At 64.6% G+C, this 13,571-nt stretch carries 14 protein-coding genes and 1 tRNA gene; 9 read left to right on the top strand and 6 right to left on the bottom strand.

Annotation, left to right across the window (positions count from 1 at the left end; genetic code table 11):
* Positions 1-33: 33 nt before the first annotated feature.
* Genes V6D40_RS03410 through V6D40_RS03380 form a run of 7 tightly spaced genes read left to right on the top strand, consistent with a single transcriptional unit; the run spans position 34 to position 7,201 of the window.
* On the top strand, positions 34-999 hold the full coding sequence (locus V6D40_RS03410; RefSeq protein WP_334288963.1) for a thiamine-phosphate kinase: 966 nt from the start codon (positions 34-36) through the stop codon (positions 997-999).
* Complete coding sequence (locus V6D40_RS03405) at positions 996-1,640, top strand: uracil-DNA glycosylase (protein ID WP_334288962.1); 645 nt, start codon at positions 996-998, stop codon at positions 1,638-1,640. The genes V6D40_RS03410 and V6D40_RS03405 overlap by 4 nt, the downstream gene beginning before the upstream one ends.
* Before the next feature lie 11 nt (positions 1,641-1,651).
* On the top strand, positions 1,652-3,238 hold the full coding sequence (locus tag V6D40_RS03400) for a DAK2 domain-containing protein (protein WP_334288961.1): 1,587 nt from the start codon (positions 1,652-1,654) through the stop codon (positions 3,236-3,238).
* Between the two features lie 4 nt (positions 3,239-3,242).
* Entirely contained in the window at positions 3,243-5,345 is a 2,103-nt protein-coding gene (locus V6D40_RS03395) for an ATP-dependent DNA helicase RecG (protein WP_334288960.1), read from the top strand.
* A gap of 39 nt (positions 5,346-5,384) precedes the next feature.
* Positions 5,385-5,966, top strand: coding sequence for an RsmD family RNA methyltransferase (locus tag V6D40_RS03390; RefSeq protein WP_334289098.1), 582 nt, complete (start codon positions 5,385-5,387; stop codon positions 5,964-5,966).
* Positions 5,967-6,443, top strand: a complete 477-nt coding sequence (coaD, locus tag V6D40_RS03385) for a pantetheine-phosphate adenylyltransferase (RefSeq protein WP_334288959.1) — start codon at positions 5,967-5,969, stop codon at positions 6,441-6,443.
* A gap of 2 nt (positions 6,444-6,445) precedes the next feature.
* A complete protein-coding gene (locus V6D40_RS03380; protein ID WP_334288958.1) occupies positions 6,446-7,201 on the top strand; it encodes a sulfite exporter TauE/SafE family protein in 756 nt (251 codons plus the stop codon).
* On the opposite strand, the gene V6D40_RS03375 is transcribed toward V6D40_RS03380, so the two are convergent.
* From V6D40_RS03375 to V6D40_RS03360, 4 genes are all read right to left on the bottom strand, one after another.
* Positions 7,198-7,971 carry an amino acid ABC transporter ATP-binding protein gene (locus V6D40_RS03375; RefSeq protein ID WP_334288957.1) on the bottom strand — a complete coding sequence of 258 codons (774 nt, stop codon included), beginning with the start codon at positions 7,969-7,971 and terminating at the stop codon, positions 7,198-7,200. The two genes, V6D40_RS03380 and V6D40_RS03375, sit on opposite strands and share 4 nt — an antisense overlap.
* Before the next feature lie 4 nt (positions 7,972-7,975).
* Positions 7,976-8,935 (bottom strand): amino acid ABC transporter permease, encoded by a 960-nt coding sequence (locus tag V6D40_RS03370; RefSeq protein ID WP_334288956.1) that lies wholly within the window; start codon positions 8,933-8,935, stop codon positions 7,976-7,978.
* Between the two features lie 2 nt (positions 8,936-8,937).
* The gene (locus V6D40_RS03365; RefSeq protein ID WP_334288955.1) at positions 8,938-9,867 is read right to left on the bottom strand and encodes an ABC transporter substrate-binding protein; all 930 of its coding nucleotides are present in this window, start codon (positions 9,865-9,867) and stop codon (positions 8,938-8,940) included.
* A gap of 170 nt (positions 9,868-10,037) precedes the next feature.
* Positions 10,038-10,664, bottom strand: a complete 627-nt coding sequence (locus V6D40_RS03360) for a hypothetical protein (protein WP_334288954.1) — start codon at positions 10,662-10,664, stop codon at positions 10,038-10,040.
* Between the two features lie 136 nt (positions 10,665-10,800).
* Between V6D40_RS03360 and V6D40_RS03355 the strand changes: the two genes are divergently transcribed.
* Together V6D40_RS03355 and V6D40_RS03350 are read left to right on the top strand one after the other, a co-directional pair.
* Entirely contained in the window at positions 10,801-11,157 is a 357-nt protein-coding gene (locus tag V6D40_RS03355; protein WP_334288953.1) for a hypothetical protein, read from the top strand.
* Between the two features lie 214 nt (positions 11,158-11,371).
* Complete coding sequence (locus V6D40_RS03350) at positions 11,372-11,680, top strand: hypothetical protein (protein WP_334288952.1); 309 nt, start codon at positions 11,372-11,374, stop codon at positions 11,678-11,680.
* A 167-nt stretch (positions 11,681-11,847) separates the two neighbouring features.
* Here V6D40_RS03350 and V6D40_RS03345 read toward each other — a convergent pair.
* Together V6D40_RS03345 and dcuC are read right to left on the bottom strand one after the other, a co-directional pair.
* Positions 11,848-11,921, bottom strand: a tRNA-Leu gene (locus V6D40_RS03345).
* Between the two features lie 111 nt (positions 11,922-12,032).
* Positions 12,033-13,508 (bottom strand): C4-dicarboxylate transporter DcuC, encoded by a 1,476-nt coding sequence (gene dcuC, locus V6D40_RS03340; RefSeq protein ID WP_334288951.1) that lies wholly within the window; start codon positions 13,506-13,508, stop codon positions 12,033-12,035.
* Positions 13,509-13,571 lie beyond the last annotated feature (63 nt).

Here is a 13,571-nt window from a genome sequence, read left to right as displayed (position 1 = left end):
GCGGCATAGTCTAGTGAAAGGCCTTGTTACAACGTGATTCACACCGGCTTTCCCTCCGCCGGCCCAACCCTGGGCGAGGTTGGTGAAGGCGACGTCATCAAGGCGATCGTCGCGGCAGCCCCGTCTACGGTCAACGGCGACGACGCTGCGGTGCTGACCCGCTCCGCCCCGAACTCGCGCGTGGTGGCGGCGACCGACATGCTGGTCGCCGGCCGCCACTTCAGCCCGGAGACCACCACACCCTTCCACGTCGGCCAGAAGGCTGTGGTGCAGAACTTCGCCGACATCGAGGCGATGGGCGCGACCCCTGTGGCAGCGCTGCTCGCGGTCTCCGCGCCGCCCTCGACGCCGCTTTCGGTGGTGGAGGAGTTGGCCCGCGGCGTGGGCACCATGGCGGAAGCGTGGTCCTCCGAGCTCGTCGGCGGCGACGTCACGTCGGGGGATGAGCTGGTGATCTCGCTCGCCGCCATCGGCTCGCTCGGCGGCAACCTCGACGCGCTCACCCTCTCGCGCGCCCGACCCGGGCAAAGGGTGGTCGCCCACGGCCGCATTGGCTACTCGGCCGCTGGGCTCGCGCTGCTTAAGTCCGGCAAGGAGATCCCGCCGTCACTCGAACCGCTGGTCAACGCTCACCAAGTCCCCGAGATCACTCCGGGCCGCGGTGTAGTGGCCCGCGCCGCCGGCGCGACCGCCATGACCGACAACTCGGACGGCCTCGTCCGCGACCTGACCACCATGGCGTCCTGCTCCGGCGTCGGCATCGACCTGTCCTCGGTGGCGATCGCCCCCGATGCGCTCCTCGTCGCCGCCGGCGAGCTGCTCGGTACCGACCCCTGGGAGTGGGTGCTCACCGGCGGCGAGGACCACACGCTCATCGGCACTTGCGACGGCTTAGCCCCGGTCGGGTTCCGCTCCATCGGCAAAGTAGTGAAAGGGGCACAGGTGCTTGTCGACGCCACGCCGCCCACCCACACCGCAGGATGGGAGAGCTTCGCATGAGTCTGCCAGTGCATGCATCGTGGATGGGGGTGCTCGGGGGCGTCGAAAAGCAAGTGCACCTAATGGGCGACTTCCTCCGCGCGCAAGACGCCTACCTGCCCCGAGGTGACGACATCCTGCGCGCCTTCCAGCAGCCGTTCGACGAGGTGCGCGTGCTCATCCTCGGCCAAGACCCGTACCCGACACCCGGGCACCCGATGGGTCTCGCCTTTTCCACCCAACCCGGGGTGGCCGCCCCGCGCTCCTTGGTGAACATTTACAAGGAGTTAAACGACGACCTCGGCATCCCGCCGCGCGTCGACGGCGACCTTTCCTCCTGGGCGAGCCAGGGCATCCTCCTGCTGAACCGGGTGCTTACCGTCCACCCCGGCGAGCCGGGCTCTCACCGCGGCAAGGGGTGGGAAGAGATCACCGAGGCGGCGATTCGGGGGCTGGCCGAACGCGACCAGCCGCTGGTGGCGATCCTGTGGGGCAGGGACGCGCAAACCGCGGCCAAGTTCCTTGGGGACACGCCAGTGATCGCCTCGCCCCACCCGTCGCCCTTAAGCGCCTCGCGGGGGTTCTTCGGCTCGCGCCCGTTCTCTCGTGCGAACGCGCACCTTCAAGCCCAAGGCGCAAAGCCTGTCGATTGGTCGTTGTAAACTAAGCCCCCATGGCGCACCCATCCCGATTCGACGGCGCACGGCTGATGTCGTGGGCCCGCCGCGCAAGCGACGAGCTGAACCGCCGGAGAGTCGAGATCAACAAACTCAACGTGTTCCCCGTGCCCGATTCGGACACGGGTTCGAACATGGCCCACACCATGGCGTCGGCCGTCGCGGAAGCGGAGCGCCTGCCCGCAGCCGCTGATCCCCGCCAAGTCGCCGAAGCGCTCGCCGTCGGCGCCGTAAAAGGCGCGCGCGGCAACTCGGGCGTGGTGCTCTCCCAGGTCATGCGCGGCGTGGCCCAATCCATGGCCGATGACGCGCCGGGTGGCGCCGTTATCGCCGACTCCTTGGCGGCGGCGGTGCGGTTCGTGGACAAGGCGATCGCCGACCCGGTGGAGGGCACTGTGATTACCGTGCTGCGCGCCGCCGCCGTCGCCGCAGCCCAGGAGGTGGCGGATGCCGGGGACGGGAGCGAGTCCAGCATCGAAGGCGTCGCGCTCGCGGCTACGGAGGCTGCCCGCACCGCCTTGGCCAACACACCGTCCCAGCTCGAAGCGCTGCGCAAGGCCGGCGTCGTGGACGCTGGCGGCATGGGGCTTGTGGTGCTCCTCGAAGCGCTTACTGAGGAAGTCGATGCTGCGCCTGTGAAAAGCGCCGCGGAGCATGAGGCCGCGCCGCCGGTGGGTGGGGTTGCTGGTTACGCCGGCGAGAGCCACGGCGCTACCGGCAACCTCGAAGTCATGTTCATGTTCAACGGCGACGTCGACGCGCTGGAAGCTGAGCTGGCGGGGTTGGGCGACAGCCTGATCGTCGCCCGCGTGGACGAGACGGAAGCTAAGGTGCACATCCACTCCACGGACGCGGGGCGCGTCATCGAGCGCTCCTTCGCCGCTGGCGAGGTCTCGCAGCTGCGCCTGGAAGTCCTTCCCTCCACGCCCGTCACTGCCATGCCCGAGCGCCTCATCTTGGCCATCACGCCTCCCGGGTCTCTCACCCAGCTGTACCGCGAGGCTGGTGCGGAACCGGTAGCGCCGGGCGACAACGTCGTGGCGGACCTGCTTGCCGCCATCCGCCGGTCTGACGCCAGCGAGGTTGTCTTGCTGCCGAACGGGCTGCTCGACCAGCGGCAGTTGGCCGCGGTGGAAAAGGCCGCGCGGGCGTTCGAGCAATCCGTCACCCTGCTGCCCACCGTGCGTCTGGTCTCCGGTTTAGCGGCACTGAGTGTGCACGATCCGAGCCAGCCCTTGGCTACCGCCGCGTTCGCCATGGCCGAGGCCGCAAGCGAGATGCGCACCGCCGTTGCGCACCGGGCGCCGCGCGCGGGGCTGATCCAGGGCGGCGCGGTGGCGAGGGGCGACATAGTGGTGACCACCCGCGGTGAGCTGGTGTTGATCGCCGACGAACCAACAGACGCCATCACCACCACCTGCCAGCGATTCTTGTCTCACGGCGGCGAGCAGGTCACCATCTTCTTCGACCCGGAAGCCGTGGAAGAGGCTGCGCTGGCGCAGTTGCCGGACCGCCTCGGCGTCGACGTGTTCGCATTCCCGGCAGACAAACTCGGCGCGGTTGCTGAGATCGGGGTGGAGTAGCGCCATGCTCGGCTTCGAGGACACCCGCCCGCTGAACCTGGTGATTCCCCAGAAGCAGGCGCGCGCCATTGCCAAGCACCTCGACATCATCACGTGCGGGGACCTGTTGCGCTACTACCCCCGCCGGTACCTGCACTACGGCACGAGCTCGGGTATCGAGGGCCTGGAAGAGGGCGACACCGTCACCCTCATCGGCACCGTGGTCTCAGAGCAGCTGATCACCAACCGGAAAAACCCCAAGCGGCCCATCTACAAAATTGGTATCGACGACGGCAACGTCACTTTTGCCGCCACGTTCTTCGGCTCCGAGTACGCGAGGCGGGTGCTCAAACCAGGCCGGCGCGCGATGTTCACCGGCAAGTTCTCCGTGTACCACGACCGGCCCCAGTTGCAGCACCCGGATTTTGTGCTTCTCGACGGGCCGACCCAGGCCACCGGCTCCCTTCGTCAATTGTCCCACTTCGGGGAGTTGGAAGAGATCCTCTCCGGCCGCGAGTGGCTGCCGCTCTACCCGGCGACGAAAAACGTCAGCACGTGGACCATCATGGGCGCGATCCACATGGTGCTTCAATCGCTGCCGCCGGTTGAAGAGCCGCTCGGGTTCACGCCCATCGGGTACCTGCCACTCAACGCCGCCGTGCACCAGATCCACGAGCCGGGCCCGGACGGGCCAGAAGCGGCGCTCGCGCGCCTAAAGTACGACGAGGCGCTGTCTGTCGCGCTCGCGATGGGGGTGCGCCGAGCGGACGCGTCGCACCGCAGCGCGCCGCCGCTGCCGCGCAAGGAGGGCGGCGACCAGGACCTGCTGCTCAAGCGCTTGCCGTACCCGCTCACCCGGGGCCAATCCAGCGTGTTGACCGACATCTCGGCAGACATCTCGCTCACACAGCCGATGAACCGCCTGCTCCAGGGCGAGGTGGGTTCGGGCAAGACCATCGTGTCGCTGCTCGCCATGTTGCAGGCCGTGGACAACGGCGCGCAGTGCGCGTTTCTGGCACCGACCGAAGTCCTGGTCATGCAGCACGCCCGGTCGCTGACCAGCACGCTGATGGCTGCCGGTGTGCCGGTCAAGGTGGTGGCGCTGACCGGCTCCATGCCAGCTGCGGCGAAGCAGGACGCGCTGTTGAAGATCGTCACCGGGGAAGCCGACATTGTGGTTGGTACCCACGCCCTGATCCAGGACGGGGTCGAGTTCTTCAACCTCGGCATGGTCGTCGTCGACGAGCAGCACCGCTTCGGGGTGGAGCAGCGCGACCAGCTGCGCGCCAAGGCTGGTGAGCTCACTCCACACCTGCTGGTGATGACGGCGACGCCGATTCCTCGCACCATCGCGATCACCGTGTTCGGCGACCTTTCAGTCTCCACGCTGAAAGAGTTGCCGGGCGGGCGCAAGCCGATTAAGTCGGCCGTCGTGCCGCAGTGGCTCGAGCGCTGGGTCGAGCGGGCGTGGGAAAAGATCCGCGAGGACGTCGCGGCCGGCCACCAGGCCTACATCGTCTGCCCACGCATCGACGGGGAAGGGGGTGTGCTCGAGACCGCCGCCGCGCTGCAAGCCGGTCCGCTGCGCGACCTCGAGGTAGCCCTGCTCCACGGCCAAATGAAGGGCGTAGAGAAAGACGACGTGATGAGCGACTTCGCCGCCGGTCAGATCGACGTGCTGGTTTCCACCACGGTGATCGAGGTCGGTGTCGACGTGCCGAACGCGACGGTCATGATGGTCCGGGAGTCGGAGCACTTCGGCATTTCCCAGCTGCACCAGCTGCGCGGGCGCGTGGGCCGCGGCGGCAACGAGTCGCTGTGCCTTTTCCACACGCTCGCGCCGGAGGGCAGCCCCGCCTTCGAGCGCGTCGCGCAAGTTGCGAAGACCAACGACGGGTTCGCGCTCGCGGAGCTCGACCTGCTCAACCGCCGCGAAGGCGACGTGCTGGGCACGATGCAATCGGGTATCACCCGCACGCTAAAGCTTGTGAACTTGGTCGACGATTTCGATCTGGTGAAACGGGCCTACGACGACGCGGCAAACATCGTCGCGGATAATTTGGAGTTCGCGCGCGCCGCAACGGCGACGTTTGTGGCGGAAGACTTCGAGTATTTGGATAAGAGTTAGAGCACACACTGTGCAGCAGAAAGGAGCGGGGCCATGTCGATGACCCGCATCATCTCGGGCGAAGCCAGAGGCCGCAAGATCAAGGTGCCGCCGGAGGGCACGCGCCCGACGTCGGACCGCGCCCGCGAGGGCCTGTTTTCCTCCCTCCAAGTGCGCTTCGGCTTCCCCGGCCAACGGGTGCTGGACCTCTTCGCGGGTTCCGGCGCGCTGGGCCTAGAGGCAGCGTCCCGCGGCGCGGAGTCGGTCGTGCTGGTGGAGAACGACCCGCACGCTGTGCAGATCATCGAGCACAACGTGTCCGTGGTGGGGCACCCGGACGTGACCGTCGAGCCGGTGAAGGCGTCCACGTACGTCGCCCGCGCACCGCGCAAGCACTTTTCGATGGTGCTCGCGGACCCGCCCTACGACCTCGCCGACGAGGCAGTCGCAGAGATGGTGGAGGCGCTGAAGCCGTTGCTTGTCGACGGGGCCGTTGTCGTCATCGAGCGCCACCGCGAAAGCCCCGAAACCGCTTGGCCGCCGGAATTCACCCCAACCGGGCAGAAGTTGAAGAAGCGCCTGTACGGCATCGCCCGCATGGACATGGCCGTCTACGAAGACCCGGAAGCTAAGGAGGAGTAGATGACCACCGCTGTGTGCCCCGGCTCGTTCGACCCGATCACGAACGGCCACTTGGACATTGTCACCCGCGCCTCGCGCCACTTCGACGAGGTCATCGTGCTTGTGACCGGCAACCCGACGAAAACATCGGGCCTGTTCACGATTGACGAGCGCGTCGAGCTCATCCGCACCGTCACCGCCGATATCCCGGGCGTGCGGGTGGACAGCTGGGGCGGGTTGTTAGTGGATTACACCACCGCGCACCACGTCACCGCGCTGGTGAAGGGGCTGCGTTCTGCGCTGGATTACGAGTACGAGCTGCCCATGGCGCAGATGAACCGGCGGTTAAGCGGGGTGGACACCTACTTTCTGCTCACAGACGAGAAGTACGGCTACATCTCCTCCTCCCTGACCAAGGAGGTGGCCAAGTACGGCGGCGACATCACAGGATTGGTACCTGAGGCGGTGCACCGCGCCATTGCTGAGAAACTGAAGTAGCCATGTCGGCCGCCATAATTGCCGGGGTGGTTCTCGCTGTCTTTTCCGGGGCCGCGTTGCAACGCGTCACCGGGATGGGGCTGGGGCTCATTGCCGCTCCTGCACTCTCTGTGCTCATGGGGCCTGTCCAAGGCGTCATGTTGGTCAACGTGCTGGCCACCATTAACGCGACGTCCAACACAATCGCAATGCGCGCTAACGTGGACTGGCGCCGCGTCGCACCCATTGCCGCCTGCCTGATTTTGGGTGCGGTGCCGGGTGCTTTTCTCATCCGGGCGGTGTCGCCTGACGTGCTGCTTGTAGTGGTGGGCGTGCTGTTGTTGGCCGCGTTGAGCGTGGTCACATTAGGTAAACGCTACGTTCCCCCGATTGAGGGAACGTGGCCAGCGGCGTTTGCCGGGGCGGTCGGGGGTTTCATGAACACGCTCGCCGGCGTCGCGGGCCCCGCCATCACGGTCTACGCGCAAGCAGCGCGCTGGCCGAAATCGATCTACGCCGCGACGCTGCAGCCGATCTTTCTGGTCAGCGGGGCGTTGTCGTTCGGGATAAAGGAGGCCACGGGCGCCGCGGACCTCGCAGCAGTTGCGTCCGCAACTTGGGGAGCCGCGTCCGCGGCCATGGTGGCCGGAATCGTTGCTGGTGCTCGAGTTGCCACCAAAGTGCCCGTGGCCGCGGCCTACCGCGTGGCTTTGGGGTTGGCGGCGTTCGGTGGTCTCACCGCGCTTGTACGCGGTATAACCGGCCTGCTGACCGCCTAGAACAGGGTGGACAGGAAGGCCTGCGTGCGCTCCTCCTTCGGTCGCTCGAGGACCTCGTCCGCGGGACCTGCCTCGACGATCTGGCCGTCGGCCATGAAAATCACGTTGTCGGCGACTTCACGCGCGAACGCCATCTCGTGGGTCACCACGATCATTGTCATGCCCTCGTCGGCCAGTGCGCGCATCACACGGAGCACTTCGCCGACGAGTTCGGGGTCGAGGGCGGAGGTTGGCTCGTCGAAAAGCATCAGCTTCGGGTCCATCGCAACCGCGCGCGCGATGGCGACGCGCTGCTGCTGGCCACCCGAAAGCTGGATCGGGTACGCGTCTGCTTTCGTCTCCAAACCGACCATGGCGAGCAGCTCCATCGCGCGAGCCTTCGCCTCGGCGGTGTTTTGGCCCTTGACGTGGACGGGAGCCTCGATGATGTTGTCGAGTACGGTGCGGTGGCCGAACAGGTTGAAGTTCTGGAACACCATGCCGATATCGCGACGCTGCTTCGCGGCGTCCTTCTCGCTCATCTCGTAGAGCACGCCGTCGCGCTCGCGGTAGCCGATGAGCTCCCCGTCGACGTAGAGGCGACCGGCTGTGACCTGCTCCAGGTGGTTCACGCAGCGCAGAAACGTCGATTTACCGGAGCCGGACGGGCCGATGATGCACGTTACGGTGCCCGGCATCACTTCCAAGTTGATGCCCTTGAGCACGTCCAAGTTGCCGAAGGACTTCCAGACATCCACGGCCTGCACCATGGGGGTGTGCTTGATTGTCATGGCGTTAACGGCCTTTCTTTTCCGGGGCGTCGATGATCTGGACGTTTTTGGGGATGGTGCCCTCCGCGTCCGCGAGGCTCGCCAGCTGACGGGAGGTGAGTTGGCGCGACGCGCCGCGGTCGAAGTACTTCTCCAGGTAGAACTGGCCGACCATCAAAATCGAGGTGATTGCCAGGTACCACGTCGCCGCCACAAGCAGCAGCGGAACCGGCTCGAACAACGCGGCCGCGATATCCATGGAGCGGCCGTAGAGCTCAAGGGAATAGGGGATAGCCACCACGAGCGAAGAGGTCTTTAAGAGCGAGATGAACTCGTTGCCGGTCGGCGGGATAATGATGCGCATCGCCTGGGGGAGCACTGTGCGCCGCATGGTCTGGCCCCAGCCCATGCCGAGCGCCTTCGACGCCTCGATCTGGCCCTCGGGCACCGAGGACACGCCGGAGCGAACGATCTCAGCCATGTAGGCGGCCTCGTTGAGACCCAAGCCCACCACGGCGAGCATGAACGCCGAAGAGGTGAACGGCTCCAGCGAGATCTGGGCGAACCCTAGATTGATCGAATCGTAGATCGCGCCGATCAGGCCCCAGAACATGAGCTGGACGTAGACCGGAGTACCTCGGAAGACCCAGAGGAACAGCCACGCGATTGACTTAAACACCGGGTTCGGGCTCATGCGCATCACGGCGAGGATCACGCCGCCGACGACGCCGATCACCATCGCGAGGACCGTGATCGCGATGGTGTGCAGCGCGGCGCGGGCGATTCGCGTGTCAAAGAGGTACTGGAAGTAGGTGTCCCACCCGTACGCCTCGTTTCGGGCTGCACCGACGACGAACCAGATGAAAAGCGCCACCAAGATAGCGGCGAGGACCCACCGTCCGGGGTGGCGCAGCGGTTTGGCCTCAATACGCTCGGGACGCGCGGGAGCCTCCCGGCGGTTTCGCGGTGTCACGCGATTGCTCATGGTTATCGTTGCCCTTCTGGTTGCTGTGCGTACGGCTCTTCGTTGATCATCGCTTGCTCGAGGTGGCCGCTATCCACGCCCCACTGGGCGAGAATGCGGTTGTAGTCGCCGGTGTCTATTAGGTGCTGCATGGCGGCAGCCAGCGCAGGAGCTAGGCCAGAATCCTTCGGCACGGCGATGCCGTAGGGCGCGGCGTCGAACATGTCGCCGACGAGCTCCATGCGCCCGTCGGAACGCTGCACTGCCCACGCCGTCACGGGGGAGTCGGCGCTCAGCGCGTCGGCGCGGCCGACCAGCGCAGCGAGCGCCGCGTTGTCAGAGGTGTCGAACGCCAGGACCGTGATCGGGTCTTCGCCGCGGGCGACGCACTCCTCGCTCTTCGGGCGGACGTCGTCGGTGTCCGAGACAGTGGTGCGCTGGACAGCGACAGTCAAGCCGCACGGGTTAGCGGGGTCGATATCTGCGTCCGGCTGCTTCGCCCACTGGATGCCCGCGTAGAGAAAGTTGACGAAGTCAAAGGTCTGGCGGCGTTCCTCGTTGTCGGTAAAGCCCGACATGCCAGCATCCAGACTGCCGGCTTGCACGGCCGGCAGAATCATGGCGAAGTCCATTTCCTGCGGGCGGTACTCCAGCCCGATCACGCCCGCGAGCGCACGGCCCAAGTCCAGCTCGAGGCCGATTAAGTTGCCGTCGGAATCCTTGAACTCGAACGGTGCGAAGGGTGGGTTCGTGCCCATGGAGAACGCCCCGTCTGCAGCAACCTCGGCCGGGACCATCGCCGCGATCTCAGGCACGGTCTCAGGGACGATCGCTTCCCAACCGTCGGGGTTTCCACCCTCGTGGTTGGTCACGCACCCCGCCAGTGCCAGCGGCAACGCCGCGGCGGGTATCAGCGCCGCTGCGCGCCTCGGGTTGTTGCCTAAAAATCGCATCCGTCACCAAAAATCACGTCGGAAAGAAAAACATACACCGCAGTGCATAATAAACCCTCAGGGGGAAGAGCGCCGATTCGGGCCCTTGTGGGTGGGGACGTAACGAAAAAAGGCGCAGCCACCGAAGTAGCTGCGCCCAGTTATGTAGAGGGGGACTGCCCACCTAACCGCTAGAAGGTCAGGGCCGGGACCTCAATACCCGCCATCCGCAGGCCGCGCATCACCAACTCAATGAGTTGGCCAATCACCAGGCTGCCAACCAGCACCGGGATAATCACCGAAGTTGCCTGGCTAGAACCGCGGGAGCTTTGCGCGAAGTCGCCGGTGGCAAGACCGGACGACATCATGCCCAGGCCCTGGACTTCCTGCTTCCACAGTTCGATTGGGTTCGCGGTGTCCGGAATGGATGAGCCAGCCGCCCAACCCTGGACGACATCCTTGCCGGTGCCCTCCGGCATGTCCTTGGTCCAGTCCGTGAACATTTCGGAGCTGGAGACCTTCTTCAGCGGGTTCTTCTCCGGGTCGATGTAGAGGGGGTCGCCGTACGGGTCGGCGTCCAGGAAATCGAGGGCGTCGGAGCGCTTGCCTATCGACGGCGCCTCCGGAACATTCTTCGTCTCATCCCGCGACGAGCCCAGCTTCTTCTCGCCGGCGTTGTCAGCTGAACTCGAGCTTTCGATAGAGCTGTTCGCGCCGGTGCCTGCCGGCTGGGCGGTCTGTGCAGACGCGGTCGGTGCGACAAGGGCACCCGAGAGGAGAAGAGAGGCGGTGACGCCAGTAGCCAAGGTTTTGCGCATACCGCAGATGATAACGTTTTTATCTCGACGGCCGCGAATCCGGTCACGGGGGATAGTCCTGCTTTACGACGGCGCGCTATTGTCAGCAGCACAACGATTTAAGGACATTCTTACTTTGCTCAACAGGAGGACAGAGTTGAAAAAGACAGCACTCGTAGCAGCAACGGTCCTGACCGCCGTCGGCCTCACCGCTTGCGGCAGCTCGACGGCGGGCACGTATACCGGCGATGTCACCAACATCGACACCGGTGCAAAAGAGGGCACCGCCACCCTGGAGCTGGGCAACAAGTGCCGCTGGTCGTTCACCGATAACGCCGGCAACACGGACGACGCCCGCTGCCAGTCCAAAGACGGCGGAAAGAAGATCAAGCTCGCCGACGTGAAGACCGGCCAAGACCTCGCGTTCGAGGGCCAGTTCAACGGCGAGACGCTGACGCTCCAGCCGACCGACGACAACAAGCAGATGATGGTGCTCACTCGCACGAGCAAGTAGCCGTCACACAGCAGAGAACCCCGCCCACCAAGCCTCTCGTCGAGGCGGGTGAGCGGGGTTCTTCGGGATTTCGAAGAATTCTTTAACCAACGGCATTACGGTCCAGTCGTAGACTAAGTTCCACGGGCATCCTCGTTGAGACCCAAAACCGTAGTGCAGACGAACCCGAAGTCGAGAAGTGTACAGATGCACATCAGCTAAGGAGGTTCTGGGGATGGGATCTAGGTTTGAAATGGGTTTCGGAGGGGCGCTCGCCGCCAGAGACGAAAATGGGGCGCCATGGGTTCCGCCATGGTGGCAGAGTTTCGTCATTGTGCCTCTCGGGGCAATCGCCATGTACGTGGTATTTCCCGTCAACGAGGAATCCGGCACCCAGCACCCCAGCGCAAACAGCTCATTCTGGAGCAATTTCAACCTAGATGAACTGCTGATCCCAGTCATATTTACACTAGGCGTTTACTACGTCCTTATTTTGCCGATCTTTTACTTCCGCCGGTATCGGTGGAACAAGAAACACGGCTAGTGCGTGCTAAGTGCATCTAAGCTGTCGTTGGTAAATCGACAACTTTCCCTAAAATGAGTGTCTTTACGTTTCGTCCTTGCGACCGTACTGAATTCAGACGCACACAGCCGGCGCGGTCGCGAGAATCTAGAGCGAGTTTTCCAAGATCCCCGTAAGTCTGTCATGTGTGCCCCAGGTGAGACTCGAACTCACACTGGACGGGTTTTGAATCCGTTGCCTCTGCCAATTGGGCTACTGGGGCATCCGCGCCGCGTGAAAGCTCGCGTTCAAGCGTCAGCGGCGTGATTTCAAAGTGTAGCGCAGGGTGGGCGCATCGTTGAATCGCGTGCCCACCAGCGGTTTCGTAGCCACGCTACGCGATGAAGATGAAAGCGAAGACGACGGAAGCGATCGTGCCGACGAGCATCGGCACCAGCGTGCGACGCACCAGTTCAACAGGGTTCACGTCGAGCGCGCCGGAGACGATGATCACCGCCGCGTTGACAGGCGAGCCCTGCCGCATGAGATTCGACGCTGACCAGATCGAGGTGAGCATCTGCGGAGCGTGGATCGAAGTCTGGGCTGCCAGGCCCGGCACCATCTCGGAGAAAGCGAAGTACGGAGCCACGCCGGAGCCGGTGAGCAGCGCCATGAGGCCGGTGGCTGCGACGAAGATGATGACCATCAGCACCGCGGCGCCGGAAGAGCGCTGGGCGATGGTGGTCAGGCCGTCGATGACACCCATCTGGGTAATGCCCTCGACCAGGATGGCAGCGGCCACGATGAGGGCGACCACGCCCGCAGCGGCCTCGCCGAGCCCCGCGAAGAATTCCTTCAGCGAGTCCACGGCGTAGTTTATGTCGTGAAGCCTGATCGCCTCGATCACCATGGTCACCATGAGGGAGACCACGGTCACTGGGAGGATCTCCGCCTCGAACGAGATCACGCCCATGCGATTGAGAATCGCGGACACGATGATCAGGATGAGCGGCAGCAGCGGGAGGATGGCGTAGAAGCCGGGCAGGCCCTCGGCTCGCTCGACGGCCTCGCGCACGCGCCGGTCGGATTCGGATTCCTGCATTTCCGCGGCGTCCGCGGCTGTCACCTCGGCGCCGGTGCCGGCGGAACCGTTGCCCGCGCCAACACCAGCGCCAACCTCAGCCTGCATCTTCGCTGCGTCCTTAATGTCGCAGCGGCGCTGCCACCACATGTGGGTGAACGCCACGATGACCAGTGCGGGAATGGTTGCTTTAGCCACGTTGCCGAACACGAACTCGGTGACGGTCATGTCCACCAGCGACGCGCCCTGGATCAGACCAGCTTCGAGCGGGGAGGGGGCAATGGTGGAGGACGTCACGATGATCGCGCCCACCGTCAGCGGCGACAGGCCAGCTGCGATGAGCGCTGGCATTAACGTTGCGACCAAGAGCAGCGATAGGGCAGCGGCAGATGGGACGACGAGTGAGAGCAGGGTGCCAACGAGGAAACCGATGGGCACCAGCCAGTAGGAGCCGTTGAACTTGCGCAGCGGTTTGGAAAGCGCCACAACGGTCTTGGCGTCGGCGCCGATGTGGCGCATGTAGCCCACGAACCCGAACAGCACCATGATCGCCATACCGGTACCCGAGTACCGGGACTTGAACAGCGACTCAATGATCAAAAGCTCGTCGTAGAACGCGTTGCCGCTCGGCTCAATCTTCGCCGACGAGTACTCGATCCGGCCGGTGGCGGCCGCGATGATGAGGAGCAGGACACCCACCGCGAAAATCGCGGAAGCTGCGTGCACCTCCTTAAAAATGAAATAGCCGACGGCCACGATCGCGGCGACGGCGAGCAGGATGAAAATCATTAAAATTTCCCTACACTCTGGCTGGTATTTTCCTGCCTAATGTATAACGGTGGTCGTACAAGC

It is taken from the genome of Corynebacterium sp. Marseille-Q4381 (assembly GCF_036881695.1).
Lineage (GTDB): Bacteria > Actinomycetota > Actinomycetes > Mycobacteriales > Mycobacteriaceae > Corynebacterium.
Note: the sequence above shows the minus strand (reverse complement) of the source record. Positions and strands in the feature narration are given on the sequence as shown.

Excerpts from the sequence above, each read along its gene's own strand:
- V6D40_RS03405 (WP_334288962.1), top strand. The coding sequence starts at position 996 with ATGAGTCTGCCAGTGCATGCATCGTGGATGGGGGTGCTCGGGGGCGTC.
- V6D40_RS03400 (WP_334288961.1), top strand. The coding sequence starts at position 1,652 with ATGGCGCACCCATCCCGATTCGACGGCGCACGGCTGATGTCGTGGGCC.
- V6D40_RS03380 (WP_334288958.1), top strand. The coding sequence starts at position 6,446 with ATGTCGGCCGCCATAATTGCCGGGGTGGTTCTCGCTGTCTTTTCCGGG.
- dcuC (WP_334288951.1), bottom strand. The coding sequence starts at position 13,508 with ATGATTTTCATCCTGCTCGCCGTCGCCGCGATCGTGGCCGTCGGCTAT.
- coaD (WP_334288959.1), top strand. The coding sequence starts at position 5,967 with ATGACCACCGCTGTGTGCCCCGGCTCGTTCGACCCGATCACGAACGGC.
- V6D40_RS03390 (WP_334289098.1), top strand. The coding sequence starts at position 5,385 with ATGACCCGCATCATCTCGGGCGAAGCCAGAGGCCGCAAGATCAAGGTG.
- V6D40_RS03370 (WP_334288956.1), bottom strand. The coding sequence starts at position 8,935 with ATGAGCAATCGCGTGACACCGCGAAACCGCCGGGAGGCTCCCGCGCGT.
- V6D40_RS03360 (WP_334288954.1), bottom strand. The coding sequence starts at position 10,664 with ATGCGCAAAACCTTGGCTACTGGCGTCACCGCCTCTCTTCTCCTCTCG.
- V6D40_RS03350 (WP_334288952.1), top strand. The coding sequence starts at position 11,372 with ATGGGATCTAGGTTTGAAATGGGTTTCGGAGGGGCGCTCGCCGCCAGA.
- V6D40_RS03375 (WP_334288957.1), bottom strand. The coding sequence starts at position 7,971 with ATGACAATCAAGCACACCCCCATGGTGCAGGCCGTGGATGTCTGGAAG.
- V6D40_RS03365 (WP_334288955.1), bottom strand. The coding sequence starts at position 9,867 with ATGCGATTTTTAGGCAACAACCCGAGGCGCGCAGCGGCGCTGATACCC.
- V6D40_RS03395 (WP_334288960.1), top strand. The coding sequence starts at position 3,243 with ATGCTCGGCTTCGAGGACACCCGCCCGCTGAACCTGGTGATTCCCCAG.